This is a genomic window from Streptomyces sp. NPDC085900, assembly GCF_044540925.1.
GTDB classification, from domain to species: Bacteria; Actinomycetota; Actinomycetes; order Streptomycetales; family Streptomycetaceae; genus Streptomyces; species Streptomyces gilvifuscus.
On record NZ_JBITSP010000006.1, the window covers coordinates 137,514 to 164,044 of the forward strand.

26 protein-coding genes are annotated in these 26,531 nt (G+C 70.2%); 7 read left to right on the top strand and 19 right to left on the bottom strand.

Annotation, left to right across the window (positions count from 1 at the left end; all coding sequences use genetic code 11):
- Positions 1 to 240: 240 nt before the first annotated feature.
- Together ACIGDI_RS22135 and ACIGDI_RS22140 are read right to left on the bottom strand one after the other, a co-directional pair.
- Positions 241 to 1,596 (bottom strand): replication-associated recombination protein A, encoded by a 1,356-nt coding sequence (locus tag ACIGDI_RS22135; RefSeq protein WP_399899174.1) that lies wholly within the window; start codon positions 1,594 to 1,596, stop codon positions 241 to 243.
- Between the two features lie 56 nt (positions 1,597 to 1,652).
- Complete coding sequence (locus ACIGDI_RS22140) at positions 1,653 to 2,309, bottom strand: vitamin K epoxide reductase family protein (protein WP_399899177.1); 657 nt, start codon at positions 2,307 to 2,309, stop codon at positions 1,653 to 1,655.
- A 146-nt stretch (positions 2,310 to 2,455) separates the two neighbouring features.
- On the opposite strand from ACIGDI_RS22140, the gene ACIGDI_RS22145 reads away from it, so the two are divergent.
- The 4 genes from ACIGDI_RS22145 to ACIGDI_RS22160 are packed head-to-tail and all read left to right on the top strand — an operon-like array spanning position 2,456 to position 5,983.
- Positions 2,456 to 3,322, top strand: coding sequence for an ABC transporter ATP-binding protein (locus ACIGDI_RS22145; protein ID WP_399899180.1), 867 nt, complete (start codon positions 2,456 to 2,458; stop codon positions 3,320 to 3,322).
- Complete coding sequence (locus ACIGDI_RS22150; RefSeq protein WP_399899183.1) at positions 3,319 to 4,164, top strand: ABC transporter permease; 846 nt, start codon at positions 3,319 to 3,321, stop codon at positions 4,162 to 4,164. The genes ACIGDI_RS22145 and ACIGDI_RS22150 overlap by 4 nt, the downstream gene beginning before the upstream one ends.
- Positions 4,161 to 5,360, top strand: a complete 1,200-nt coding sequence (locus ACIGDI_RS22155; protein ID WP_399900018.1) for a sensor histidine kinase — start codon at positions 4,161 to 4,163, stop codon at positions 5,358 to 5,360. Before ACIGDI_RS22150 ends, ACIGDI_RS22155 begins: the two co-directional genes overlap by 4 nt.
- On the top strand, positions 5,357 to 5,983 hold the full coding sequence (locus ACIGDI_RS22160; protein ID WP_399899186.1) for a response regulator: 627 nt from the start codon (positions 5,357 to 5,359) through the stop codon (positions 5,981 to 5,983). Before ACIGDI_RS22155 ends, ACIGDI_RS22160 begins: the two co-directional genes overlap by 4 nt.
- A 42-nt stretch (positions 5,984 to 6,025) precedes the next feature.
- Here the strand turns inward: ACIGDI_RS22160 and hisS are convergent, their stop codons facing one another.
- Together hisS and ACIGDI_RS22170 are read right to left on the bottom strand one after the other, a co-directional pair.
- Positions 6,026 to 7,288 (bottom strand): histidine--tRNA ligase, encoded by a 1,263-nt coding sequence (gene hisS, locus ACIGDI_RS22165; RefSeq protein WP_399899189.1) that lies wholly within the window; start codon positions 7,286 to 7,288, stop codon positions 6,026 to 6,028.
- An 11-nt stretch (positions 7,289 to 7,299) separates the two neighbouring features.
- Entirely contained in the window at positions 7,300 to 8,007 is a 708-nt protein-coding gene (locus tag ACIGDI_RS22170) for an MBL fold metallo-hydrolase (protein ID WP_200699038.1), read from the bottom strand.
- Positions 8,008 to 8,197: 190 nt separating this feature from the next.
- On the opposite strand from ACIGDI_RS22170, the gene ACIGDI_RS22175 reads away from it, so the two are divergent.
- Together ACIGDI_RS22175 and ACIGDI_RS22180 are read left to right on the top strand one after the other, a co-directional pair.
- A complete protein-coding gene (locus tag ACIGDI_RS22175; protein WP_399899193.1) occupies positions 8,198 to 9,016 on the top strand; it encodes a peptidylprolyl isomerase in 819 nt (272 codons plus the stop codon).
- 156 nt (positions 9,017 to 9,172) lie between these two features.
- Entirely contained in the window at positions 9,173 to 10,402 is a 1,230-nt protein-coding gene (locus ACIGDI_RS22180) for a DUF349 domain-containing protein (protein WP_399899196.1), read from the top strand.
- 63 nt (positions 10,403 to 10,465) lie between these two features.
- Here the strand turns inward: ACIGDI_RS22180 and ACIGDI_RS22185 are convergent, their stop codons facing one another.
- A complete protein-coding gene (locus ACIGDI_RS22185; protein WP_399899199.1) occupies positions 10,466 to 13,000 on the bottom strand; it encodes a RelA/SpoT family protein in 2,535 nt (844 codons plus the stop codon).
- Positions 13,001 to 13,274: 274 nt separating this feature from the next.
- On the opposite strand from ACIGDI_RS22185, the gene ACIGDI_RS22190 reads away from it, so the two are divergent.
- The gene (locus ACIGDI_RS22190) at positions 13,275 to 13,640 is read left to right on the top strand and encodes a hypothetical protein (protein WP_399899202.1); all 366 of its coding nucleotides are present in this window, start codon (positions 13,275 to 13,277) and stop codon (positions 13,638 to 13,640) included.
- 101 nt (positions 13,641 to 13,741) lie between these two features.
- Here the strand turns inward: ACIGDI_RS22190 and ACIGDI_RS22195 are convergent, their stop codons facing one another.
- The 14 genes from ACIGDI_RS22195 to pgsA all read right to left on the bottom strand — a co-directional run bounded on the left by ACIGDI_RS22195 (position 13,742) and on the right by pgsA (position 26,317).
- A complete protein-coding gene (locus ACIGDI_RS22195; RefSeq protein ID WP_399899204.1) occupies positions 13,742 to 14,281 on the bottom strand; it encodes an adenine phosphoribosyltransferase in 540 nt (179 codons plus the stop codon).
- Positions 14,278 to 15,387 (bottom strand): protein translocase subunit SecF, encoded by a 1,110-nt coding sequence (gene secF / locus ACIGDI_RS22200; protein ID WP_399899207.1) that lies wholly within the window; start codon positions 15,385 to 15,387, stop codon positions 14,278 to 14,280. Before secF ends, ACIGDI_RS22195 begins: the two co-directional genes overlap by 4 nt.
- 3 nt (positions 15,388 to 15,390) lie before the next feature.
- On the bottom strand, positions 15,391 to 17,181 hold the full coding sequence (gene secD / locus ACIGDI_RS22205; RefSeq protein ID WP_399899210.1) for a protein translocase subunit SecD: 1,791 nt from the start codon (positions 17,179 to 17,181) through the stop codon (positions 15,391 to 15,393).
- Between the two features lie 134 nt (positions 17,182 to 17,315).
- A complete protein-coding gene (gene yajC / locus ACIGDI_RS22210) occupies positions 17,316 to 17,807 on the bottom strand; it encodes a preprotein translocase subunit YajC (protein WP_399900021.1) in 492 nt (163 codons plus the stop codon).
- 187 nt (positions 17,808 to 17,994) lie between these two features.
- A complete protein-coding gene (gene ruvB, locus ACIGDI_RS22215) occupies positions 17,995 to 19,062 on the bottom strand; it encodes a Holliday junction branch migration DNA helicase RuvB (protein WP_058926482.1) in 1,068 nt (355 codons plus the stop codon).
- Positions 19,063 to 19,087: 25 nt separating this feature from the next.
- Complete coding sequence (gene ruvA / locus ACIGDI_RS22220) at positions 19,088 to 19,693, bottom strand: Holliday junction branch migration protein RuvA (RefSeq protein WP_200699028.1); 606 nt, start codon at positions 19,691 to 19,693, stop codon at positions 19,088 to 19,090.
- Positions 19,690 to 20,250 carry a crossover junction endodeoxyribonuclease RuvC gene (ruvC, locus tag ACIGDI_RS22225; protein WP_399899215.1) on the bottom strand — a complete coding sequence of 187 codons (561 nt, stop codon included), beginning with the start codon at positions 20,248 to 20,250 and terminating at the stop codon, positions 19,690 to 19,692. Before ruvC ends, ruvA begins: the two co-directional genes overlap by 4 nt.
- Positions 20,251 to 20,375: 125 nt before the next feature.
- Positions 20,376 to 21,128, bottom strand: a complete 753-nt coding sequence (locus tag ACIGDI_RS22230) for a YebC/PmpR family DNA-binding transcriptional regulator (RefSeq protein ID WP_058926479.1) — start codon at positions 21,126 to 21,128, stop codon at positions 20,376 to 20,378.
- 52 nt (positions 21,129 to 21,180) lie between these two features.
- Positions 21,181 to 21,783 (bottom strand): pyridoxal 5'-phosphate synthase glutaminase subunit PdxT, encoded by a 603-nt coding sequence (gene pdxT / locus ACIGDI_RS22235; RefSeq protein WP_142150515.1) that lies wholly within the window; start codon positions 21,781 to 21,783, stop codon positions 21,181 to 21,183.
- Between the two features lie 13 nt (positions 21,784 to 21,796).
- Positions 21,797 to 22,708 (bottom strand): pyridoxal 5'-phosphate synthase lyase subunit PdxS, encoded by a 912-nt coding sequence (pdxS, locus tag ACIGDI_RS22240; RefSeq protein ID WP_058926477.1) that lies wholly within the window; start codon positions 22,706 to 22,708, stop codon positions 21,797 to 21,799.
- 195 nt (positions 22,709 to 22,903) lie between these two features.
- Positions 22,904 to 23,446, bottom strand: a complete 543-nt coding sequence (locus ACIGDI_RS22245; protein WP_399899220.1) for a hypothetical protein — start codon at positions 23,444 to 23,446, stop codon at positions 22,904 to 22,906.
- Between the two features lie 44 nt (positions 23,447 to 23,490).
- Positions 23,491 to 24,660, bottom strand: coding sequence for a glycosyltransferase family 4 protein (locus ACIGDI_RS22250; protein ID WP_399899222.1), 1,170 nt, complete (start codon positions 24,658 to 24,660; stop codon positions 23,491 to 23,493).
- Positions 24,657 to 25,577 (bottom strand): phosphatidylinositol mannoside acyltransferase, encoded by a 921-nt coding sequence (locus tag ACIGDI_RS22255; RefSeq protein WP_399899225.1) that lies wholly within the window; start codon positions 25,575 to 25,577, stop codon positions 24,657 to 24,659. Before ACIGDI_RS22255 ends, ACIGDI_RS22250 begins: the two co-directional genes overlap by 4 nt.
- Entirely contained in the window at positions 25,574 to 26,317 is a 744-nt protein-coding gene (gene pgsA / locus ACIGDI_RS22260) for a phosphatidylinositol phosphate synthase (protein WP_200699058.1), read from the bottom strand. Before pgsA ends, ACIGDI_RS22255 begins: the two co-directional genes overlap by 4 nt.
- Positions 26,318 to 26,531 lie beyond the last annotated feature (214 nt).

Here is a 26,531-nt window from a genome sequence, read left to right on the forward strand (position 1 = left end):
AGCCGGGGAAACCCTCCTCGTCCTGGTGGACTTCGGTGGGCAGCCGCTCCCCTGGTCTGGGCACTACGTGCAGCACGCGAGTGGCCCACCGACCTGTCCCGTCCTGCGACGGGTGGTGGTGGGCTGCCCGCGACACCATTCGAACGGTGCGCGACGCTCCTGGAACCCGCTGGGGGTTCCGGCCGGATGTCCCCCTCTGACTGCGCGGGACTCGGCACTCCGGCGAAGTCTACAGGCTTCTCAGGGGCGCTTCCGACCGAGGTGGGTCCTGGTCCACTCCACGGCGTCCGCGTACCGGGCCTCCGCCCCGTGCCGGGTCGGGGTGTAGTACTCGCGGTCCTTGAGAGCGTCCGGGGCGTACTGCTGCTCGGCGATGCCCTCGGCCAGGTCGTGCGGATAGACGTACCCCTGCGCGTGCCCGAGCTTGGCGGCGCCCTTGTAGTGCCCGTCGCGCAGATGCGGCGGCACGGCTCCCGCCAGACCCTTGCGTACGTCGTCCAGTGCGGCACCGATCGCGGTCGTCGCCGAGTTGGACTTGGGGGCCAGGGCGAGGGCGATGGTGGCGTGGCTGAGGGTGAGAGCGGCCTCGGGGAAGCCGATCATGGCGACGGCCTGGGCGGCGGCCACGGCGATCGGCAGGGCGTTGGGGTCGGCCAGGCCGATGTCCTCGCTGGCGGAGATCATCAGGCGGCGGGCGATGAAGCGGGGGTCCTCCCCGGCCTCGATCATGCGGGCCAGGTAGTGCAGGGCGGCGTCGACGTCCGAGCCCCTGATGGACTTGATCAGGGCGCTGGCGACGTCGTAGTGCTGGTCACCGTCGCGGTCGTACTTGACCGCCGCCCGGTCGACGGTCTCCTCCAGGGTGGTCAGGGAGATCTCCGCCTCGCCCTTGTCGAGGGCGGCGCCCGCGGCGGCCTCCAGGGCGGTCAGAGCCCGGCGGGCGTCGCCGCCGGCGATGCGCAGGAGGTGGTCCTCGGTGTCCTCGGGGAGGGCGACGGCGTCCTTCAGGCCGCGCTCGTCGCTCAGCGCCCGCTTGAGCAGGCCACGGACGTCGTCATCGGTCAGGGGTTCGAGGGTGAGCAGCAGGGAGCGGGACAGCAGCGGGGAGATCACCGAGAAGTACGGGTTCTCGGTGGTTGCCGCGATCAGGGTCACCCAGCGGTTCTCCACCGCGGGCAGCAGGGAGTCCTGCTGGGCCTTGCTGAAGCGGTGGATCTCGTCCAGGAAGAGGACGGTCTCCTTGCCGTATCCGCCGGTGGCGCGGCGGGCGCCGTCGATGACCGCGCGGACCTCCTTGACGCCCGCGGTGATCGCCGACAGTTCGACGAAGCGCTTGTTGGTGGCCTTGGAGACGACGTACGCGAGGGTGGTCTTGCCGGTGCCGGGCGGGCCCCAAAGGATCACCGAGGAGGGTCCCGCCGGGCCGCCCGCGCCCTCGCCGACCAGGCGGCGCAGGGGCGAGCCGGGCTTGAGCAGGTGCTGCTGGCCCACCACCTCGTCGAGGGTGCGCGGGCGCATCCGTACCGCCAGGGGGATTCCTGCCGGATCCTTCTCCTGGCGTTCTTCTGCGGCTGCGGTGAACAGGTCGGGCTCCACGATGAAACCCTAAATCACCGCACTGACAATCCTTCCGGGCCCCGTGGGGCGCGGGGTCAGCGGGTCCAGAAGTCCCACCAGCGGGTCAGGACCAGCATGCCGATGATCCCGACGTGCAGGACGGGCAGGACCCACGTGAACTCGCCGAAGAAGCCCTTCAGCCAGCGCGGGGCCGGCAGGAAGTCGTTGCGGACGTTGAACGAGGTCACGTACCAGAACATGGTGATCGTCGCGACCCAGGCCAGCGAGCACCACAGGCACAGCGCGTTGATGCGGTACAGCGACTGGAACTGCAGCCAGGTGCAGAAGGCCACACCGAAGAGCGTGCCGAAGTTGAAGGTCAGCCAGTACCAGCGCGGGAAGCGGGCGCGGGCCAGCAGGCTCATGCCGACGCAGATGACGATGCCGTAGCAGACCAGGCCGAGCATCGGGTTGGGGAACCCGAAGGCGGCCGCCTGCTTGGACTCCATCACGCTGCCGCAGGAGACGACCGGGTTGAGGCTGCAGCCCGGGGTGAAGGTCTTGCCCGCGACCTTGGCCTCGAGGAGCTTGAACTTGTCGATCGTGATGACCCACGCGGCGAGCAACCCGGCCGCGCCGGTGATGATCAGCAGCAGGGCGAAGGCGCGGCTGCCACCGGCCGTGCGCGTCTCGGCGGCCACGCCGCTCGGCTCCGGCTCGGTGGAGACGTCTTTGACTGAGGTCTTGCTCATCACGTCGATTCCGTCTGCTTGAGAGTTGGACCTTCATCGGGCACGGGCCATTGTGCCGCACCCGGCACCTTGTCCACCGTTCGATGGACATAAGGAAGTACGCACGGTCGTCCCTGAGCGTTCGATTCCGGACGAGGCTCGACGGCATGACAGCACACGTGAACGAACTCGCGGTGGATGTTCGGGGGCTGCGCAAGCGGTACGGGGACGTCACCGCGGTCGACGGCATCGACCTCGGCATCCGGCGCGGCGAGGTGTTCGGCCTGCTCGGACCCAATGGCGCGGGCAAGAGCACCACCGTGGAGATCCTCCAGGGCAACCGCGGCCGGGACGCCGGCGAGGTGTCGGTGCTCGGGTCCGATCCGGCGACCGGCACCCGCGCGTGGAGGTCGCGTGTGGGAATCGTCTGGCAGGACGAATCGGCGCCCGCGGAGTTGACGGTCCACGAGACGGTACGGCACTTCGCGCGCTACTACCCCAGGCCGCGGGACCCCGAGGAGGTCATCGGGCTGGTGGGTCTGGAGGCGAAGGCGGACAACCGGATCAAGGCGCTGTCGGGCGGCCAGCGCCGCCGCCTCGACGTGGCCCTGGGGGTGATCGGCGACCCCGAACTGCTGCTCCTGGACGAGCCGACGACCGGCTTCGACCCGGCCGCCCGCCGCATGTTCTGGGACCTGATCCGACTGCTGGCCGACGAGGGCACGACGATCCTGCTGACCACGCACTACCTGGAGGAGGCGGAGGCCCTGGCCGACCGGCTCGCGGTGGTCGCCCGGGGCCGGGTCGTGGCCGAGGGCGAGCCCGCCGCTCTCCGGGAGCGGTACGGCACCGGGGCCACGGTCGAGTGGACCGAGGCCGACGGCACCGCCCGCCGCGAAAACACGGACACCCCGACCAGGACGGTCGCCGAGCTCATGCGCCGCTTCGACGGCGAGATCCCGGGGCTGCTGGTGACCCGCCCCACCCTGGAGGACGTCTACCTCCGGCTGACCGGACAGGAGGACGCGCGATGACCACGACCGCCATGGCGACCCGGGCCCGGGCGCGGACCGGGGGGCTGCCCGGGGCGTGGGCCCTGGGGCTGAGCCGGGGAGCGCTGGAGATCAAGCAGTTCTTCCGCCAGCGGGACCAGGTCGTCTTCACCTTCTCCTTCCCGGTCGTCTTCCTGTTCCTGTTCGCGGCGATCTTCCACGACGACGTACGCGGCTCCGGTGTCGACGCCTCCCAGCTGTACGTCCCCGCGATGATGGCCTCCGGCATCATGTCGACCAGCTTCCAGTCGCTCGGCATCTCGATCGCCGTCGAGCGCGACGAGAAGGTGCTGCGCCGGCTGCGGGGCACGCCGATGCCTCCGGCCGCGTACTTCCTGGGCAAGATCTGGCTGGTTCTGTTCACCGGTGTCGTGGAGACGGCGATCCTGCTGTTCGCCGGCACCGCCTTCTACGGCGTGCGGCTGCCGTCGGACGCGTCCCGCTGGTTCGACTTCGGCTGGATCTTCGTGCTCGGGCTGACGGGCTGTTCGCTGCTGGGCATCGCGATCAGCTCGGTGCCCAAGTCGGCGAAGAGCGCGAGCTCCGTGGTCGTACTGCCCTTCCTGGTCCTGCAGTTCGTCTCCGGGGTGTACATCTCCATCGACACGATCCCCGACTGGATGCTGAACGTCGGTGCCCTGTTCCCGCTGAAGTGGCTGTGCCAGGGTCTTCGGGGCGTCTTCCTGCCGGACTCGGCGCGGGTCCTGGAGCAGGCCGGGAGCTGGGAGTTCGGGAAGGTCGCCCTGGTGCTGGCCGCCTGGTGCGTCGGAGGATTGGTGCTGTGTCTGCTGACCTTTCGCTGGAAGGAGCGGCGCGACGGCTGACCGGCCGTGGCGCGGCCCGCGGCGACCACGCGTGGGACCGCACGATCGGGCTCTGGGACGTCTACTTCGCGATCGCGTGGGCCGCCACCCTGGCTTGGGTTCTCGTCGGCGGGGGTTCGCAGGGTCCGGTGCGCGCGGTCGCCGCCGGGCTGCTCGTGCCCCTCGTGCCCTGGTACATCGCCCTGGGGCGCGCCCTGTTGCAGGAGGAGCAGCCGGACGAGCGCCGGGCGCTGCGGTATCTGAGCGGGACGATGGTGCTGTTCCTGCCGTCGTCGGTGCTGGCGGGCGAGACCCGGCTGATGGCGTTCGCGCTCGTGCCCCAGTGCTTCATGGCGCTGCGGATGCGCAGGGCGCTCGTCGCCGTCACGCTGATCAATGTCGCGCCGGTCGTCGGCTGGGCGCTGCTGTGGCACCCGGACGGCAGGGACCTGCTGGGCAACTCGCTGTCCGCGCTGGTCAGTCTCGGCTTCTCGACGGTGGTGGGCAGTTGGATCATCCGGATCATCGAGCAGAGTGAGGAGCGGGCCGAGCTGATCGCCGAACTCGACGCCAGCCGCCACGAGATCTCCCGTCTCTCCGCCGCGCACGGCGCCCTGGCCGAGCGGGAGCGGATGGCCCGGGAGATCCACGACACCCTGGCGCAGGGCTTCACCAGCCTGCTGATGCTGGTCCAGGCGGTGGAGGCGGAACTGGACCACGACCTGCCCGAGGCCCGCCGTCACCTCGCGCTGATGGACGAGACGGCCCGGCAGAACCTCGCCGAGGCGCGCGCCCTGGTCGCCGGCGCCGCACCGGCCGACCTCGACGGCGCCTCCCTCCCCGACGCCCTGCGCCGCCTGGCCGCTCGTCACGAGGCGGCGCTCCGGGTGCGCGGCCCGGTGCGCACGCTGCCGGCCGGCCCCGAGGTCGTGGCCCTGCGCTCCTGCCAGGAGGCGCTGGCCAACGCCCGTAAGCACGCCGGGAGTTCGGCCGCGGTGGGCATCGAGCTGACGTACGCCGACGACGCGCTCACGCTCCTGGTACGGGACGACGGCCGCGGCTTCGACCCGGGCGCCCCCTGCGACGGTTACGGCCTGGCGGGGCTGCGGGCCCGGGCCACCGAGGTCGGCGGCACGGCACGCATCGACAGCGAACCGGGGGGCGGCACGACGGTGACGGTCAGCCTGCCCCTGTCTCCGGTGAGGAGTCGTCCGTGATCCGTATCGTCCTCGCCGACGACCATCCCGTCGTACGCGAAGGTCTGCGGGCGATGCTCAGCGCCGAACCGGACCTCGACGTGGTCGCCGACGCGGCGAGCGGTCCGCAGGCGGAGGCGCTGGCGGCCGAACTGCGGCCCGACATCGTCCTGATGGACCTGCGGATGCCGGGCGGCGGGGGCGTCGACTCGATCGTGCGGATGAGTGAGGCGGGGCTGGCCTGCCGGGTGGTCGTCCTGACGACGTACGAGACGGACCGGGACATCCTGCGGGCCGTGGAGGCCGGGGCCGCGGGCTATCTGCTCAAGGACATGCCACGCGGTGAACTCGCGGAGGCGGTACGGGCGGCCGCGCGCGGCGAGACGGTACTGGCCCCGTCGGTCGCGGCCCGGCTGGTGGACCAGTTGCGGACGAAGCCGGAGCGGCCCCGCCTGTCGGATCGCGAGACGGCGGTGCTGCGCCTGGTGGCGGAGGGCTGCACCAACGCGGAGATCGGCCGCCGCCTCTTCATAGGCGAGTCGACGGTGAAGACCCATCTGCTGCGCGTCTTCACCAAGTTGGACGTCGACGACCGGACGGCCGCGGTGACGAGTGCGATGCGGTTCGGGCTGCTGGAGCAGTGAGAAGGGCGCCGGAGGGTGGTTCCGGCGCCCTTCGTGCGGTTCTCAGCCGAGCCGTGACTCCAGTTCCGCCACGATCTCGTTCACGCCGATGGCCGTCTGCTCGCCGGACTCCATGTCCTTGAGCTGTACGACGCCCTCGGCGAGGTCGCGTTCGCCGGCCACGATCGCGTAGCGGGCGCCGCTGCGGTTGGCGTTCTTCATCGCGCCCTTGAGGCCCTTGGCGCCGTAGGAGAAGTCCGCCGCGACGCCGACCTTGCGCAGTTCGGTGACCTTCGAGAAGAGGACCCGGCGGGCCTCCTCGCCGAGCGGTACCGCGAACACGCTGGTGGTGGAGGGCAGTTCGAGCTCGACGCCCTCCGCCTCCAGGGCCAGGACCGTGCGGTCGACGCCGAGGGCCCAGCCGACGGACGGCAGCGCGGGGCCGCCGATCATCTCCGACAGGCCGTCGTAGCGGCCGCCGCCGCCCACCGCGGACTGGGAGCCCAGACCGTCGTGCACGAACTCGAAGGTCGTACGGGTGTAGTAGTCCAGGCCGCGCACCAGCTTGGGGTCGTCCTCGAAGGCCACGCCCGCCGCCGTGATCAGCTCGCGGACCTCCTCGTGGTACGCCTTGCAGGCGTCGCAGAGGTAGTCGCGCAGCAACGGCGCGTCGCCGAGCTGCTTCTGGACCGACTCGCGCTTGTCGTCGAGGACGCGCAGCGGGTTGATCTCGGCGCGGCGCAGGGTGTCCTCGTCGAGGTCGAGGCCGCGCAGGAAGTCCTGCAGCGCGGCCCGGTAGACCGGCCGGCACTCCTTGTCGCCAAGGCTGTTGAGCAGGATGCGGAAGTCGCTGAGGCCCAGCGAGCGGTACGCCTGGTCGGCAAGGATGATCAGCTCTGCGTCCAGCGCCGGATCCTCCGCGCCGATCGCCTCGGCGCCGACCTGCGAGAAGTGGCGGTAACGGCCCTTCTGTGGGCGCTCGTAGCGGTAGTACGAGCCGGAGTACCAGAGCTTGACCGGGAGGTTGCCCAGCTTGTGCAGGTTGGCCTCCAGCGCCGCGCGCAGCACGGACGCCGTGCCCTCGGGGCGCAGGGCCAGCTTGTCGCCGCCCTTGGTCTCGAAGGCGTACATCTCCTTGGTCACGATGTCGGTGGACTCGCCGACACCGCGCGCGAAGAGCTCGACGCTCTCGAAGCCGGGGGTCTCGATGTAGCCGTAGCCGGCGGCACGCAGCGGGGCGGCGATCGCCTCGCGCACCGCCAGGAACTTCGCGGAGTCCGGCGGGATCAGGTCGTACGTGCCCTTGGGGGCCTTGAAGGTGCTCACGAAGTCTCTCGTCACATTCCTCGTCGGGGAGCCTCGGCGGCTCCCTGGCCGGCGGCCACCTGCCGCAGATACGGGTTGGTGGCGCGCTCCTGGCCGATGGTCGTCTGGGGGCCGTGGCCGGACAGCACCACGGTCGAGTCGTCGAGCGGCAGGCACACGCGGGCCAGCGAGTCGAGCATCTCGGCCATGTCACCGCCGGGCAGGTCGGTGCGTCCGATGGAGCCGGCGAAGAGCAGATCCCCGGAGAAGAACACCGACGGGATGTCGGTCGTCTCGGGCATCTGGAAGGTCACCGACCCCTTGGTATGGCCCGGCGCGTGCGCGACGGAGAACTCCAGTCCCGCCAGCGCCAGTTGCGCACCGTCGGCCAGCTCCCTGACGTCGTCCGGCTCCCCCACGGTGAGCTCGCCCATGAGCGGCATCCCGATGGAACGGCCGAGCGCCTTCTCGGGGTCCGCCATCATGTAGCGGTCCTCGGGGTGGATCCAGGCGGGCACGTCGTGCGCGCCGCACACCGGGACGACCGAGGCCACATGGTCGATGTGGCCATGGGTGAGGACGACGGCGACGGGCTTGAGCCGATGCTTCTTCAGCGCTTCCTCGACTCCTTGGGCGGCCTGATGGCCCGGGTCGATGATCACGCACTCCTCACCGGCGGCGGGGGCGACGAGATAACAGTTCGTCCCCCAGGCCCCGGCGGGGAACCCGGCAATGAGCACGATCGTCCTTCGTTGTGTCGGTACGGGCGGCTGCGACGGCCGTGAACGAATGGCCGTCGCCACTGCCAGAGCCTACCGGCGCTGCCGAATCCTCAGCGAACCCATATACGGTACGGGGCACACGCAGGCGGTCGGCTCACAAGACGCACGCGTCCCAGTCGACGTACGAGACGCATGAGGAGAAAACCCGGTGGTCAGCCAGGAACAGCGGAAGCGGCAGCTCGCGCGCGAGAAGTTTCTGCGACAGCAGCAGCGGCGTACGGAGGCGCGGCGCAAGGCACGCATGCGCAACTCGGTGATCGCGTCGGTGCTCGGCGTGATCCTGATCGGCAGCGTGGCCCTGTACACGACCGGGGTGATGAAGGGCGACGACAAGGCCAACGCCAGTTCGCAGACCACCCCGAGCGCCACGCCCACCAGCAAGGCGCCCGACCCGTGCGAGAAGGCCGCCAAGGGCTCCGTGGAGAAGCTCAGCTGGAAGAAGGAGCCGGCGGTGACGATCGACAAGTCGGCGAAGTACACGATGAAGCTCGCCACGACGTGCGGTGACATAGACATCGCGCTGAAGACGTCGGCGGCCCCGCACACCGTGAACTCCTTCGACTTCCTCGCCTCGAAGGGCTTCTTCGACCACACGAAGTGCCACCGGCTCACCACCAACGGCATCTACGTGCTGCAGTGCGGCGACCCGACGGGCACCGGCAGCGGCGGTCCCGGCTACACGATCCCGGACGAGAACCTGAAGGACAAAAGCCTGAAGGGCGGTGTCTACCCGGCGGGCACGGTCGCGATGGCGAACACCGGACAGAAGCACACCGGCGGCAGCCAGTTCTTCCTCGTCTACCAGGACAGTCAGCTGCCGGCCAGCTACACACCGTTCGGTACCGTGTCGGCGTCGGGCATGAAGGTTCTCAAGAAGATCGCCGCCGCGGGCGAGAGCACGGGTCAGGGCGACGGCGCGCCGAACGCCACGGTCGTGATCAACAAGGCCACGGTCACCAAGTCCTGAGCCTTTGAGCACCGCATCCGGACCCCGAGGTGCGAAATTTCGGTCGTGCGGGTGCGGACAGGCCGCCCGCACGTCGCCTATGTTGGCCGTGACGAAACTGTGGACGATGCCCGGGGGCAGTGAGGCCCCTCGCAGGCATCATGTGGAGGAGGCGCTGTGAGCAGCGACCCGTGGGGCCGCGTCGACGAGACGGGGACCGTGTACGTGCGTACGGCCGACGGCGAGCAGGTCGTCGGTTCCTGGCAGGCCGGCTCCCCTGAGGAGGCGCTGGCCTACTTCGAGCGCAAGTACGAGGGCCTGGTTGTGGAGATCGGCCTCCTCGAGAAGCGAGTCAAGACCACCGACCTGTCCGCGAAGGACGCCCAGGCGGCCATCGACCACATCCGCGAGCAGGTCGACGCCCACCACGCGGTCGGCGACCTGGACGCGCTGCGGCAGCGGCTGGACAAGCTCGTTCAGACCGTCGAGGCCCGCCGGGAGGAGCGCAAGCAGCAGCGGGCCAAGCAGTCCGACGAGGCGCGGCACGCCAAGGAGGAGCTGGTCGCCGAGGCGGAGCAGCTGGCGCAGTCCGACCAGTGGCGGGCCGCGGGTGAGCGGCTGCGGGCGCTGGTGGACACCTGGAAGGGCCTGCCGCGGCTGGACCGCAAGTCGGACGACGAGCTCTGGCATCGCTTCTCGCACGCCCGTTCGGCGTTCTCCAAGCGGCGCAAGGCGCACTTCGCGGCGCTCGACGCGCAGCGCGAGGAGGCCCGCCGGACCAAGGAGCGGCTGGTCTCCGAGGCGGAGGGGCTGTCGGGTTCGACGGACTGGGGTCCGACGGCGGCCCGGTACCGCGAGCTGATGGCCGAGTGGAAGGCCGCGGGCCGGGCGCAGCGCGAGCACGAGGACGACCTGTGGAACCGCTTCCGCGGCGCCCAGGACGTCTTCTTCGCCGCCCGCAGTTCGGTCTTCGCCGAGCGTGACGCGGAGCAGTCGGAGAACCTGAAGCTCAAGGAGGAGCTGGCCGAGGAGGCAGAGAAGATCCTCCCGGTGACGGACCTGCGGGCGGCGCGGGCCGCCTTCCGCTCGGTCAACGAGCGCTGGGAGGCCATCGGCCACGTGCCGCGCGACGCCCGCCCGAAGGTCGAGGGCCGGATGCACGCGGTCGAGCGGGCCATCCAGGAGGCCGAGGAGGCCGAGTGGCGCCGGACCAACCCGGAGGCACGCGCGCGTGCCGAGGGTCTGACCGGTCAGCTCCAGGCCGCGGTGGACAAGCTCCGGGGCCAGATCGAGCAGGCGCGCGCCCAGGGCAACACCGCCAAGGCCGACAAGCTCGAGCGTGAGCTGGAGGGCCGCCAGGCCCTGCTGGACCAGGCGCTCAAGGGCCTGCAGGAGTTCGGCGGCTAGTCCCGGCGGCGGATACGACGAGAAGGGCCCCGTACATCGCGTACGGGGCCCTTCTCGTGCTCTCTAGGTGCGGTTGCGCGCCGAGGTGACCCGGTACACGTCGTAGACGCCCTCGACGCCTCGTACGGCCTTCAGGACGTGACCGAGGTGCTTGGGGTCGCCCATCTCGAAGGTGAAGCGCGAGGTGGCGACCCGGTCGCGGGAGGTCTGTACGGCCGCCGAGAGGATGTTGACGTGCTGGTCGGACAGGACGCGGGTGACGTCGGACAGGAGCCGCGAGCGGTCCAGGGCCTCGACCTGGATGGCGACCAGGAAGACCGAGGACTGGGTGGGCGCCCACTCGACGTCGAGGATGCGCTCGGGCTCGCGGGACAGTGACTCCACGTTGACGCAGTCGCTGCGGTGAACCGATACGCCACTACCCCGCGTGACGAAACCGATGATCGGGTCGCCGGGGACGGGCGTGCAGCAGCGGGCCAGCTTGACCCACACGTCGTCGACGCCCTTGACGACGACGCCCGGGTCCGTGCTGGAGCGGCGCTTGCGGCGGCTTCGGGTCGGCGGGACCGACTCGTCGATCTCCTCGGTGGCCGCCTCTTCGCCGCCGAGCGCGGAGACGAGCTTCTGCACGACGTTCTGCGCCGAGACATGGCCCTCGCCGATCGCCGCGTACAGCGCGGAGATGTCCGGGTAGCGCATCTCGTGGGCGAGCGTGACCAGCGAGTCACCGGTGAGGATGCGCTGGATCGGCAGGTTCTGCTTGCGCATCGCGCGGACGATGGCGTCCTTGCCCTGCTCGATCGCCTCGTCGCGGCGCTCCTTGGAGAACCACGCCCGGATCTTGTTGCGGGCGCGCGGCGACTTGACGAAGCCCAGCCAGTCGCGGGACGGGCCGGCGCCGGCCGCCTTGGAGGTGAAGACCTCCACCAGGTCGCCGTTGTCGAGCGTGGACTCCAGCGGTACGAGCCTGCCGTTGACCCGCGCTCCTATGGTCCGGTGGCCGACCTCCGTGTGGACCGCGTACGCGAAGTCGACGGGGGTGGCACCTGCCGGGAGCGCTATGACGTCGCCCTTGGGGGTGAAGACGAAGACCTCGTTGCGGGACAGGTCGAAGCGCAGGGACTCCAGGAACTCGCCCGGGTCCTCGGTCTCCTTCTGCCAGTCCAGCAGCTGGCGCAGCCACGCCATGTCGTTGAGGTGGTCGTCCTTCTTGCCGGCCTTGGGCACGTCGGTGCGCACCTTGGAGGCACCGGCGACGGCCTCCTGCTTGTACTTCCAGTGCGCGGCGATGCCGTACTCGGCGCGGCGGTGCATGTCGAAGGTGCGGATCTGCAGTTCGACCGGCTTGCCGTTGGGGCCGATGACCGTCGTGTGCAGCGACTGGTACATGTTGAACTTCGGCATCGCGATGTAGTCCTTGAACCGGCCGGGGACCGGGTTCCATCGCGCGTGCACGGTGCCGAGGGCCGCGTAGCAGTCCCGGACGGTGTCCACGAGGACGCGGATGCCCACCAGGTCGTAGATCTCCGCGAAGTCACGGCCGCGGACGATCATCTTCTGGTAGACGCTGTAGTAGTGCTTCGGTCGCCCGGTGACGGTCGCCTTGATCCGGGCCGCGCGCAGGTCCTGCTGCACCTCGTCGGTCACTATGGCCAGGTACTCGTCGCGCTTCGGCGCCCGCTCCGCCACCAGCCGTACGATCTCGTCGTACATCTTGGGATAGAGGATCGCGAAGGCGAGGTCCTCCAGCTCCCACTTGATGGTGTTCATGCCCAGGCGATGGGCGAGCGGCGCGTAGATCTCGAGGGTCTCGCGCGCCTTCTTCTCCTGCTTCTCGCGCTTGAGGTAGCGCATGGTGCGCATGTTGTGCAGGCGGTCGGCGAGCTTGATGACCAGGACGCGCGGGTCCTTGGCCATCGCCACGACCATCTTGCGCACGGTCTCGGCCTGCGCGGCCTCGCCGAACTTGACCTTGTCCAGCTTCGTGACGCCGTCGACCAGCAGGGCCACGGAGTCGCCGAAGTCGCGGCGGAGCTGGTCGAGGCCGTACTCGGTGTCCTCGACGGTGTCGTGCAGGAGTCCCGCCATCAGCGTGGCCGGATCCATGCCCAGCTCGGCGAGGATCGTGGTCACCGCGAGGGGGTGAGTGATGTACGGGTCGCCGCTCTTGCGCTTCTGGCCGCGGTGCCAGCGCTCGGCGACCTGGTAGGCCGTCTCGATCTTGCGGAGCGTGGCCGTCTCGATCTTCGGGTCGTTGCTGCGCACTATCCGCAGCAGCGGCTCCAGCACCGGGTTGTACGGGTTGGAGCGCTGGACGCCGAGGCGGGCGAGGCGGGCGCGGACGCGGTTGGAGGAGCCGGAGCGGGCGGGCTGACCGGTGTTCGGGCGCACCGCAGGGGCGGCGGGCGCCGCGCTCTCGGACGGGGCCGGCTTGGGGCGGGACTCTTCGGCCGACTTGTCGACGGGCGCGGACTGGGCGTGCTCGACCGGCCCGCGGGTGTCGTTCTTGGCGACCGGCTCGGTCGGCGCGGGCTTGGCCGCGGCTGCCGAGGCGGACTCGGGCTTGGCGGCGGTCAGGTGCTGGGCCTCGTCTGGCAAGAGGACTCCTCGTGCGCGATCCGGGTCCCCCGGTCAGGCTCCGGAGGACCCATGGTAGCGATCCTGGGGCGCAGGATCGCCTTCAGGCCGATGTGAGGGCCGTCTACACGCGTAACACGGGTGACCGCCACTACATTCCACGACCTCGCAAAGAAATCGAAAAGCTTTTTCCTGAAAGTCACTAATTGGACAGAGCGGGAAAACCAGAGAAATCAATTCTGTTGACTCGAACATCGGGCGCCGCATAAGATCCACTTCGACCCAGAAGCGGAAAATGACCAATTCCGCTTCTAAAGAAAAAAGAAACGGGATGAGCATGAGAATGCTTGGCAAGACAGTGGCGGCCGCGGCTCTGGCAGTCGGTATGAGTGCGGCTTTCGCGCTTCCCGCCCAGGCGGCGACCGCGGCCCCCATGTCGACGCACCGAGGCAGCTCGGGGTGCTTCAACTGGTCCTGGGCCGACGGGACCACCACGACCACCATCTACTACCACAACACGTGCAGCACCACGAAGCACCTGTGTGTCTGGTGGAAGGACGGCCAGGAGAACAACCTGCACCGCATCACCGCCGGGGGCGATGAGAAGGGCCACCGCAAGGAGCCCGGCACCATCATAACCAACGACATCGAAGACTGCTGATTTAGCCGTCAACCGGATTTCGTAAACAGCAGGGAAAACAACGCGGCCCCGAATGTGCGACAAGCGCGCATTCGGGGCCGCGTCGTTTTCCGGAACTCTGCTCAGAGAGCGAGTACGGCCTCCAGGGGGGCGCCCTTGAGGGCGGGCTCCAGGCGAGCGCGGCCACCCAGGAATCCCAGCTCCATCAGGACGGCCAGACCCGCGACCTCGGCGCCCGCCCGGCGGATCAGCCGGATCGAGGCCTCGGCGGTGCCGCCGGTGGCGAGCACGTCGTCGATGATGAGGATGCGGTCGTCTGCCGACAGGTCCTCCGCGTGGACCTCGATCTCCGCCGAGCCGTACTCCAGGTCGTACGCCTGGGCGAGGGTCGCTCCGGGGAGCTTGCCCGCCTTGCGGACGGGGATGAAACCGAGGCCGGCGCGGACGGCGACCGGGGCGCCGAGGATGAAGCCGCGGGCCTCCAGGCCGACGACCTTGGTGGCGCCCGTGGTCGCCGCGACCTCGGCGAGCGCGTCGGTGAGCGCCGTGAAGGCCGCCGGGTCCGCCAGGAGCGGCGTGATGTCCTTGAACATCACGCCGGGCTCCGGGTAGTCCGCGACATCGCGGATACGGCTGAGCAGCAACTCCTGGATGTCGGTCATCGGCGCTTCCCGGACGGACGGCCACGGCCGCGGTTGCGGGACGCGGGCTGGTGGCGCGGGCCGACGACCGCCGCGGCGGCGTCCTCGGGCTCGTCGGCGTAGCCGTCGTCCACCGTCTCCGGCTGCTCGTCCTGCGCGGCGGCCTGGGCGCGCTTGGCGAGGACGCGCTTCTTGAGCGCCTTCATCTGCGGCTCGCGCTCCTTGAGGTCGGCGACGAGCGGCGTGGCGATGAAGATCGATGAGTACGCACCGGCCGCGAGGCCGACGAACAGCGACAGCGAGATGTCGTTGAGCGTTCCCGCGCCGAGGAAGCCGCCGCCGATGAACAGCAGGCCCGCGACCGGCAGCAGCGCGACGACCGTCGTGTTGATCGAGCGGACGAGGGTGCCGTTGATCGACCTGTTGGCGATGTCGCTGTAGGTGAAGCGGGTCTGCTTGGTGATGTCCTTCGTCTGCTCCTTGAGGCTGTCGAAGACGACGACCGTGTCGTAGAGCGAGTAACCGAGGATCGTCAGCAGACCGATGACCGTGCCGGGCGTGACCTCGAAGCCGACCAGGGCGTAGATACCGGTCGTGATGGTGATGTCGTGGATCAGCGCGACAAGGGCCGCGAGCGCCATCCGCCACTCGAAGGCGATCGCCAGGTAGATCACCACGAGGACCATGAAGATGCCGAGGCCCTCCCAGGCCTTGTTGGCGATCTGGTCACCCCAGCTCGGGCCGACCAGGTCGGCCGCGATGGACTCGGGGGACATGTTCATGTCCTTGGCCAGCTCGGCCTTGGTGGCGTCCGACTTCGCGGTGTCCATGCCCGCGATCTGGATGCGCAGGCCGCCGGTGCCGAGCTTCTGCACCACGGCGTCATGGCCGGCCGCCCGCGCCGCGTAGGACTCCGCCTGCGCCACCGAGACGCTGGTCTTCCCGGTGGTGAAGACGGCGCCGCCCCGGAAGTCGATGCCCATGTTCAGGCCGCGCACCGCCAGGCCGACGATGGCCGTGATGGTGATCAGGATGGAGATGCCGTACCAGATCTTGCGCTTACCGACGAAGTCGTAGCTGATCTCGCCGCGGTGGAGTCGGGCGCCGAGGTTGCCGAGTTTCGACATCGCTCACGCTTCCTTCGGGTCGACAGGGCCGGCGACGGGGCCGGAGGGACGGCGGGTGCGGCGCAGGGGGGCCTTGGCGCCCAGGCCCTTCGGGTCGAGCCCCGACCACTTGTGGCCGCTCGCGAAGAACTTGCGTCGGGCGAGGAGCGTCATCAGCGGCTTGGTGAAGAAGAAGACGACGACCACGTCGAGCACGGTGGTCAGACCGAGCGTGAACGCGAAGCCCTGGACCTTGCCGACGGTCACGATGAACAGCACCGCGGCGGCCAGGAACGACACGAAGTCGGAGACCAGGATGGTGCGCCGGGCGCGCGGCCAGGCCCGCTCGACGGCGGGACGCAACGAGCGGCCCTCGCGGATCTCGTCCCGGATGCGTTCGAAGAACACGATGAACGAGTCCGCGGTGATACCGATGGCGACGATGGCGCCGCAGACGGCCGGCAGGTTCAGCGCGAAGTGGATCGTCGGGCCGAGCAGCGACATGATCACGTAGGTGAGGATCGCGGACACCAGCAGCGAGGGGATCGCGACGATCGACAGCCCGCGATAGAAGGCGAGCAGGTAGATGATGACCAGGCCCAGGCCGATCGCGCCCGCGATCAGACCGGCGTGCAGCTGCTCACCACCGAGCGCGGCCGTCACGGTGGTCACGCTCTGCTCCTTGAAGGAGAGCGGGAGCGCGCCGTAGGACAGCATGTTGGCGAGGCCCTGGGCCTCCTGCTGGTTGAAGCTGCCGGTGATCTCCGCGCTGCCGCCGGTCAGCGCCTCCGAGACGCGCGGGTCGGAGACCACGTTGCCGTCGAGGACGATCGCGAACTGGTTCTGCGGGGGCTGGTTCTTGGCCAGCTCACCGGTGATGTCGCCGAACTTCTTGGCGCCCTTGGAGGTGAACTCCATGGTGACGGTCCAGCCGGCGCTGCTCTGCGTGTTGAAGACGGCCTGGGCCTTCTTCACGTCCGTTCCGTCGACGGCCGCGGGGCCGAGGATGTACTTCTGCCACTGGCCCGAGGAGTTCTTGCCGCAGGCGACGGTGGACTCGGTGGCCTTGGCGTTCTTGCCGGCGGTGGTCTGAGCCGACTTCTTGGTGCAGTCGAGGGCGGCGTACTGCGCCTGCAGCTTGGTGGCCGCGTCGCTGGCGGCCGAGCTGCCGCTCGCCGACGGGGTGGGGCTGGCGGACGTCTTCGAGCCGGAGGAGGCGGTGGCGCTCGGCGTCGAGGTCGCCTTGAGGGCGTCGGTGACCGCGCGGCCCTGCGAGGTGGCCGTGGCCGACGGGCTCGCGGAGGAGGAAGGCGTCGACGTGCCGGTGGCCTTCTGTCCCTTGTCGGTGGCCTTGGCCGAGGGGCTGCCGGAGGTGCTGGGCGACGGGCTGGCCGTCGCGGAGCCGCCGGAGACCTCGGTGGTGAGCACCGGGCGGAAGTACAGCTTGGCGGTGGTGCCGACCTGGTCGCGCGCTTCCTTGGAGTTCGTGCCCCGAGGGATGTTGACGATGATGTTGCTGCTGCCCTGGGTCTGGACCTCCGTCTCGGACACGCCCAGACCGTTGACACGGCGGTTCATGATGGCGACCGCGGTGTCCATGTTGGTCTTGTTGATCGCGTTGGGCTGGCCCGGCTCGTTCACCGCCTGAAGGGTGATGCTCGTACCACCGGCCAGGTCGATGCCGAGGCGCGGAGTGGTGTTCCCGGAGGCGAACATTCCACCGGTGAGCGCCACGATGGCGATCAGAATGAGGGCCAGCGAGCGCCCTGGCTTGCTCTGGGCGCTCGCGCTTCGGCCCTTTTTAGGTGCTGCCACCTTCTCGTACTCCCTCTCGGGCCGCTCCACGCCGGGTCAGCGCGGTGTCGGCCATGACATGGTGTCGGGATCCCCGTGTGCGAGATGAGCACGTCCCGGGGCGCGCTAGGTCGGCCGCGCGCCCCGGGACGTGACTACTTCGCGTCGGAGTCGCCGTCGGTCTTCTTCGGCTCCTCGCCCGACTTCGTCTCCGTGGCGGCGGTCTCGTCGGCCGGCTCCTCGGTCGCGTCCTTCTTGCCGAGGTCGACGGACTTGTCGTCGGAGGCGGCGGCAGCTTCGTCGGCGGAGTCGTCGGTCTCGGTGAGGGAGGAGGCGTCGTCCGGGACGACGTCGGTGTCGGACTTCAGGTCGTGCTCGATGCCGTGCACGATGCGGTTGTACTCGTCATCGCTGAGCACGGTACCGATGGCGTTCTTCGCGAAGAGGAGATCGACGCCCGGGCCGGCGTCGAGGAGGACGGTGTCCTCGTTGACCTCCTTGACCGTCGCGTACATGCCCCCGATCGTGCGGACGCCGCTGCCGGGCTGCATCTCGTTCCGCATCTGCTGGGCCTGCTGCTGCTTGCGCTTGGCCGAACGGGTCATGAGGAACATGGCCCCGATGAGCACGATGAACGGGAGGAGCATGGTGATATTCACGGGACGGAATTTCCTTCGCACGACCGCGATGGAGAGCGGCCTCATGGATGGGGGTATGTATACCGCCGACAAAGGCGGCATCGGCGGAGTCTAAGCGAGTCCGCGCGCATGGAACAACGCTCAGCATGGCACCTGGGTTCCTGACCCGGCCAATGCCGACGCCGTCACAATGGCATCACGTCCCGAACAGGTCCTGTTGTCCGTTTCCCGCAGTGGCGGAGCGGGGCGGGGTGAGGCCGAGATGCGCCCATGCGGCGGGCGTGGCGACGCGGCCGCGGGGGGTGCGGGCCAGCAGTCCCTCCCGTACGAGGAAGGGCTCGGCGACCTCTTCGACGGTCTCGCGCTCCTCCCCCACCGCGACGGCGAGGGTGGACAGGCCGACCGGTCCGCCGCCGAACAGCTTCAGCAGTGCCTCCAGTACACCGCGGTCGAGGCGGTCGAGGCCGCGGGCGTCGACCTCGTACACCGCGAGGGCCGCGGCCGCGATGTCCCGTGTGATGAGCCCGTCGGCCTTGACCTGGGCGTAGTCCCGTACGCGGCGCAGCAGGCGGTTGGCGATGCGGGGCGTGCCGCGGGAGCGGCCGGCGATCTCGGCGGCGCCGTCGGCCTGGATCTCGACGTCGAGCAGGTTCGCGGAGCGGTGGATGACCCGCTCCAGCTCGGCGGGCTCGTAGAACTCCATGTGCGCGGTGAAGCCGAAGCGGTCGCGCAGCGGGGGCGGCAGCAGGCCCGCGCGCGTGGTGGCGCCGACCAGGGTGAAGGGGGGCAGTTCGAGCGGGATCGCGGTGGCGCCGGGGCCCTTGCCGACGATGACGTCGACGCGGAAGTCCTCCATGGCCATGTACAGCATCTCCTCGGCGGGCCGGGACATGCGGTGGATCTCGTCGAGGAAGAGGACCTCGCCCTCCTGGAGGGAGGACAGGATCGCGGCCAGGTCGCCGGCGTGCTGGATGGCGGGTCCGCTGGTGATGCGGATGGGGGCGCCCATCTCCGCCGCGATGATCATCGAGAGGGTGGTCTTGCCGAGGCCCGGGGCGCCGGAGAGGAGCACGTGGTCGGCGGTGGCGCCGCGCGCGCGGGCGGCGCGCAGCACCAGGTCGAGCTGCTCGCGGACCTTCTCCTGGCCGATGAACTCGCCCAGGTCCTTGGGGCGCAGGGCGGCCTCGACGGCCTGGTCCTCACGGTCGGCGGACGCACCGACGAGCCGCTCGGCGGAGGTGTCGGTGGTGTCGTCCCAGTTCATGTGGTGTGCCTCGGGTTCGGGGTGGTCAGCGGGCGCGGTTGAGGGTCTGCAGGGCCGCCTTCAGCAGCTGGCCGACCTGCGGGGTGCCCTCGGCCGCCTCGGCCTGCGGTGCCACGGCGGTCACGGCCTCGTCGGCCTCGCGGGTGGCGTATCCGAGGCCGATGAGGGCGGCGTGCAGCTGGTCGCGCCAGCCCTGGGTGACGGGGGCGCCGATCGCGGGGGCGCCGACCGGTTCGCCGAGCCGGTCCTTGAGTTCCAGCAGCAGCTTCTGGGCGCCCTTCTTGCCGATGCCGGGGACGGCGGTCAGGGCCTTCTCGTCACTGGTGGCGATGGCGCGGCGCAGGGCGTCCGGGCTGTGCACGGCCAGCATCGCCTGGGCGAGCCGGGGGCCGACCCCGCTCGCCGTCTGCAGCAGCTCGAAGACCTGGCGTTCGTCGTCGTCCACGAAGCCGTACAAGGTGAGGGAGTCCTCCCGTACGACGAGGGAGGTGGCGAGTTTGGTCTGCTGGCCCATGCGCAGCCCGGAGAGGGTGTTGGGCGTGCACTGGACGGCGATGCCGATCCCGCCCACCTCGACCACCGCGGAGTCGGGTGCGAGGGCGGCGACCGGGCCGCTGACGAACGCGATCATGCGATACGGCCTTTCGATGATGCCTGGGCCGCCTTGGCCGCCTGGGCTGCGTGCAGGGCCACTGCCTGCTGGAGTCGGTTCTGCGCGGGGGTGCGCCAGATGTGGCAGATGGCGAGCGCGAGGGCGTCCGCGGCGTCGGCGGGCTTGGGGGGCGCGTCGAGTCGTAGGAGGCGGGTGACCATGGCGCCGACCTGGGCCTTGTCGGCGCGTCCGCTGCCGGTGACGGCCGCCTTGACCTCGCTGGGGGTGTGCAGGGCGACGGGGATGCCGCGGCGGGCGGCGCAGAGCATGGCGACGGCGCTGGCCTGGGCGGTGCCCATCACGGTCCGTACGTTGTGCTGGCTGAACACCCGCTCCACGGCGACGAATTCGGGCCGGTGTTCGTCCAGCCAGGCCTCGATGCCCTGCTCGATCGCGACGAGACGGTGCCCCAGTTCGGCGTCCGCGGGCGTCCGTACGACACCCACGCCGACCATGGTGAGGGGCCTGCCCGCCACCCCCTCGACGACGCCGACTCCGCATCGGGTCAGCCCGGGGTCCACGCCGAGTACGCGCACCGCGCCCCTCCCCTCTCTGCGGTGATCACTGACTGCCGCAAGGCTATCCGCTGCCACTGACAACAGCGGCGGGCCGGTGGGACGTGTCCCATCGGCCCGCCGACACCGCTCGGTTCGCGGCAGCGTTACGCGTCGACCTTCTCCATGACCTCGTCGCTGACGTCGAAGTTGGCGAAGACGTTCTGCACGTCGTCGCTGTCCTCGAGCGCGTCGATCAGCTTGAAGATCTTCTTGGCGCCCTCCTCGTCCAGCTCGACCTGCATGGTCGGGACGAAGTTGGCCTCGGCGGAGTCGTAGTCGATCCCGGCGTCCTGCAGGGCGGTGCGGACCGCGACCAGGTCGGTGGCCTCGCTGAGCACCTCGAAGGACTCGCCCAGGTCGTTGACCTCCTCGGCACCCGCGTCCAGGACGGCGGCGAGGACGTCGTCCTCGGTCAGCTCGCCCTTGGGGACGATGACGACGCCCTTGCGGTTGAACAGGTACGACACCGAGCCGGGGTCGGCCATGGAGCCGCCGTTGCGGGTCATGGCGACGCGCACGTCGGAGGCGGCGCGGTTGCGGTTGTCGGTGAGGCACTCGATGAGCACCGCGACGCCGTTCGGGCCGTAGCCCTCGTACATGATCGTCTCGTAGTCTGCGCCGCCGGCCTCGAGACCACCGCCGCGCTTGATCGCGGAGTCGATGTTCTTGTTCGGGACCGACGACTTCTTGGCCTTCTGGACGGCGTCGTACAGCGTCGGGTTGCCGTCGAGGTCCACGCCGCCCATGCGCGCCGCGACCTCGATGTTCTTGATCAGCTTCGCGAAGAGCTTGCCGCGCTTGGCGTCGATCACGGCCTTCTTGTGCTTCGTCGTGGCCCATTTAGAGTGGCCGGACATCTGCCTGTCTCCTTCGCGTAACCCATCTCTGCAACGAACGCCAGGAATCCTACTAGGACTCCGTCGCCCGGTTCGCGTGCACCATGTCGACGAACAGGGAGTGCACGCGGTGGTCGCCGGTCAGTTCCGGGTGGAACGACGTGGCGAGCGCGTTGCCCTGGCGGACCGCGACGATGTGGCCCTCGTGCTCGGCGAGCACCTCGGTCTCGGCGCCGACGGACTCGACCCAGGGGGCGCGGATGAACACGCCTTCTACAGGATCGCCCTCGACGCCCTTGACGTCGACCGCCGCTTCGAAGGACTCGTTCTGGCGGCCGAAGGCGTTGCGGCGCACGATCATGTCGATGCCGCCGAAGGTCTCCTGGCCCGAGCGCGGGTCGAGGATCTTGTCGGCGAGCATGATCATGCCGGCGCACGTGCCGTAGACGGGCATGCCGGCCCGCACGCGCGCGCGGAGGGGCTCCATCACGCCGAAGAGGACGGCGAGCTTGGAGATGGTGGTGGACTCGCCGCCGGGGATGACGAGGCCGTCCACCTCGGCGAGCTCTTCGGGGCGCCTGACCGGCCTGGCCACGGCGTCGGCCGCGGCCAGGGCGATGAGGTGCTCCCGTACGTCGCCCTGGAGGGCCAGGACGCCTATGACGGGGGTGTTCATGTGATCCGGTGCCTTACCAGCCGCGGTTGGCGTAGCGCTCGGCCTCGGGCAGGGTGTCGCAGTTGATGCCGACCATGGCCTCGCCGAGGTTGCGGGACGCGTCCGCGATGATCTTCGGGTCGTCGTAGAAGGTGGTGGCCTTGACGATGGCGGCGGCGCGCTTGGCCGGGTCGCCGGACTTGAAGATGCCGGAGCCGACGAAGACGCCCTCGGCGCCGAGCTGGCGCATCAGGGCGGCGTCGGCCGGGGTGGCCACGCCACCGGCGGAGAACAGCACCACGGGGAGCTTGCCGAGCTCGGCGACCTCCTTGACCAGCTCGTACGGGGCGCGCAGCTCCTTGGCGGCGGCGTACAGCTCGTGGTTGTCGTAGCCGCGCAGGCGGGCGATCTCGTTCTTGATCTGGCGCAGGTGGCGGACGGCCTCGACGACGTTGCCGGTGCCGGCCTCGCCCTTGGAGCGGATCATGGCCGCGCCCTCGGCGATGCGGCGCAGGGCCTCGCCGAGGTTGGTGGCGCCGCAGACGAAGGGGGTGGTGAAGGCCCACTTGTCGGAGTGGTTGACCTCGTCGGCCGGGGTGAGGACCTCGGACTCGTCGATGTAGTCGACGCCGAGGGACTGCAGGACCTGGGCCTCGACGAAGTGGCCGATGCGGGACTTGGCCATGACCGGGATGGAGACGGCCTCGATGATGCCCTCGATCATGTCCGGGTCGGACATGCGGGCCACGCCGCCGTCCTTGCGGATGTCGGCCGGGACCCGCTCCAGGGCCATGACGGCGACGGCGCCCGCGTCCTCGGCGATCTTCGCCTGCTCCGGCGTGACGACGTCCATGATCACGCCACCCTTGAGCTGCTCGGCCATGCCGCGCTTCACGCGCGCGGTGCCGGTCTCGGGGGCCTGGTTTTCGGAGAGCGTGCTGGACACGGGTGACCTCACTGAAGGGAAAGAGGGTTTCTGCAATCCCCGAGGAAACGTGAGGGCACCAGTCCACGGCAAGGGCCAATGACAACCCGGTGGATCGTTTTGCCGCCGGTCCGCCGCGACAGCGGACCGCGCGTCGCCGGAGCGCCCGACACCGGACCGCCCGGCACCGGACCCGTACGCCGCCGGGCCGGCGTCTCAGGCCGCCCGGTCCGCCAGGCCGGCCGGTGGTTCGTCGTCCATCTCGAAGGACAGCGGGACGGGGGCGTGACCGGCCAGCCGGAACCAGCGGACCTTGCGGTGCTCGCGCAGCCGCCGGGCCGCGCCGACCGCGTCGTTGTGGAAGCGTCGCGCCATCGGCACCCGGCGTACGGCCTCGGTGAGCTCGTGGGTGGCCGCCTCCCCGCCGGGCGCCTCGCGCACCACCTCGACCTGGGCCTGCTCGGCGAACACCGCCCGCAGCGCCTGGCTCAGCTCGCTCTCGGCGACCTCCCGCTGCTCCTCCTCGGCCTGCCGGGCCGCGTGCGCGGCCTCGTACAGGACGATCGAAGCGGCCGGGTCGAGGACGCCCGAGGTGGCCAGCTCCTGGGCCACCGAGGCCCTGCGCAGCAGCTGGGCGTCGAGGGCGGCGCGGGCGGCGTCGATCCGGGCGTGCAGCCGGTCCAGGCGGCCCGCGGTCCAGCTCAGGTACAGGCCGATCGCGACGAGGGCGACGAGGATCCAGATCAGGGTTGCGGTCACGGGCGCTCACGTTACCGGGCACGTCACGGCGCCCGGACGGGGCGTCAGTCCCGCGCCAGCCCGAACCTCGCCCGCAGCCCCGGCGACCGCACGTCCTCCGCCGCCGCGACCGCCGACGTCCCGTCCGTCACCGTCTCGTACACCGACAGGATGTCCGCCCCGACCGTCGACCAGTCGAAGCGCCGTACGTGCGCGCTGCCCCGCTCGCGCAGCTCGGCCCGGCGCCCGGGGTCCCCGAGCAGCCGCACCGCCGCCTCCGCCAGTGCGTCGGAGTCCTCGTTGGCGAACAGTTCGCCGGCCGCTCCCTGGTCCAGCACCTGCGCGAAGGCGTCCAGGTCCGAGGCGAGGACCGGCGCTCCCGCCGACATCGCCTCGACGAGGATGATGCCGAAGCTCTCGCCGCCGGTGTTGGGCGCGACGTAGAGGTCGACGCTGCGCAGGAAGCGGGCCTTGTCCTCGTCGCTGATCATGCCCAGGAACTCGACGCGGGAGCGCAGTTCGACGGGCAGCGACTCGACCGCCTCCTCCTCGTCGCCCCGGCCCGCGACCAGCAGCCGCGTCTGCGGCCGGGCCGCGAGGATCTTCGGCAGGGCCCCCATCAGCACCGGCAGGCCCTTGCGCGGCTCGTCGATGCGGCCGATGAAGCCGATCGTGTCGCCCTGCCACTCGGGGTTGGGCTCGGCCTTGGCGAAGAAGTCGACGTCCACGCCGTTCGGGATGACCACCGCGTCGCCGCCGAGGTGCTCGACCAGGGTGCGGCGGGCGTACTCGCTCACCGCGATCCGCGCGCTGATCTTCTCCAGGGCCGCCTGCAGGATCGAGTACGCGGCGATCATCGCCTTGGAGCGCGGGTTGGAGGTGTGGAAGGTCGCCACGATCGGGCCCGACGCCGCCCAGCAGGTCAGCAGGCCCAGCGACGGCGAGGTCGGCTCGTGGATGTGCACGACGTCGAAGTGGCCGTCGTGCAGCCAGCGGCGCACCCGGGCCGCCGAGAGGAAACCGAAGTTCAGGCGGGCCACCGAGCCGTTGTACGGCACCGGGACCGCGCGGCCCGCCGAGACGACGTACGGCGGCAGCGGGGTGTCGTCGTCGGCGGGCGCCAGGACGGACACCTCGTGACCGAGCCGGATGAAGTACTCGGCGAGGTCACGGATGTGGAACTGGACGCCGCCCGGTACGTCCCAGGAGTACGGGCAGACGATGCCGATCCTCACGAGGCCCCCTTGGCGGGATCACGCGCGGGGTCGAGGTCCTTGAGCCACAAGCGTTGCAGCATGTGCCAGTCCTCCGGATGGTCGGCGATCCCGGTGGCGAAGGCGTCGGCCATCGCCTGTGTCATGACAGACGCCTTCTCGGCCCGGTTGCCTGTCTCCGGCACTTCGATCGGGGGGTGCACGCGCCCCTGCATGACGGGCGAGTCGTCGTACCAGAGCGTGACCGGCAGCAGGACCGCGCCGGTCTGCTGGGCCAGGAGGGCCGGGCCGGCCGGCATCCGGGTGGCCTCGCCGAAGAACTGGACCTCGACGCCGGAGGAGGACAGGTCGCGCTCGGCGACCAGGCAGACCAGGCCGCCGTCGCGCAGCCTGCGGGCCAGGGTGCCGAAGGCGGTGCCTCCGCTGTGCGGGAGGACCTCCATGCCCAGGCCCTCGCGGTAGGCGACGAAACGGTCGTAGAGGCTCTCGGGCTTGAGGCGTTCGGCGACCGTGGTGAACGGCGTCTCGAGCGCGGTGGTGACCCAGGCGCCGGCCAGGTCCCAGTTGGCCATGTGGGGCAACGCGATGACGACGCCCTTGCCGGAGGCGATCCCGTCGGTGAGGTGGTGCAGGTCCTTGGGGTCGAAGCCCGTCCTGACGCGTTCGGTGCTCCACGTGGGCAGCCGGAAGGACTCCATCCAGTAGCGCAGGTAGGAGCGCATCCCCGCGCGCGAGAGCTCGGCGAGGCGCTCTGGGCTCGCGTCGGGCAGCACGCGCGCGTAGTTGGCCTCCAGGCGCTGCACGCCCTTGCCGCGCCGCTTCCAGGCGAGGTCGGCGATGCTCCGGCCGAGCCGTACCGCGGCCGGCTCCGGAAGCTTCTTGACCGTGCTCCAGCCCAGGCCGTACAGCCCGTCGGTCAGCTGATCCCGGACACTCACTTCGCCGCCTCACTCCCCTGAGAGGCATTCTCGCTCTCCTGGGCGGCGGCCGCCGCCTCGGCCTCGGCCGATTCGCGGCGGACCGTGACGACGCGCTGGACGAGGGTCACGAGGCTGCCGACGGCGACGATCCACAGGGCGACGGGCAGCAGGTACTGGATCCCCGGCACGCCGAACTTGTGCAGCCCGGCCAGACCGGCCGCGACGAGCGAGATGACCAGGCGCTCGGCCCGCTCGACGAGGCCGTTGACGGCGACCGGCAGGCCGATCGACTCGCCCCGGGCCTTGGTGTACGACACCACCTGCCCGCTGGCCAGGCAGAAGATGGAGACGGCGCACAGGACGTTGTCGTTGCCGTCGCCCGCGTACCAGAGGGCGAATCCGCCGAAGATCGCGCCGTCGGCGACGCGGTCGAGGGTCGAGTCGAGGAACGCGCCCCAGCGGCTGGTGCGTCCGAGCTGGCGGGCCATGTTGCCGTCGACCAGGTCGGAGAAGACGAACAGCGTGATGACGACGGTGCCCCAGAAGAACTCGCCCATGGGGTAGAAGACCAGGGCACCGGCGACCACGCCCGCGGTGCCCAGCAGCGTGACCGTGTCGGGGCTGACGCCCCGGCGGATGAGAAACGCGGCGAACGGTGTGAGGACACGCGTGAAGAATGCACGCGCGTACTTGTTCAGCATGGCCTTCCCGACGGTCGGTGTGACCGGCTCGGCCCCTGTGGCCACCGGCTGGCCCATCGTAGCCACGCGCGCGTGTGTGCGACCGCCGGGCACTGTCGGACGGGACCAGTGGCCGTCGCCGGGAGGGACCTACGGGCACGATCACGTCCTCCGTATGGACGCACCGTGACGGGAGTGGAAAGCTCGAAGAACCGCGGGCGTCACCGGAGCCGTCACCGCACGCGGCCCCGTACGCCCGCGCCCACAGTGACCTCACCGTGCACGGGAGGCA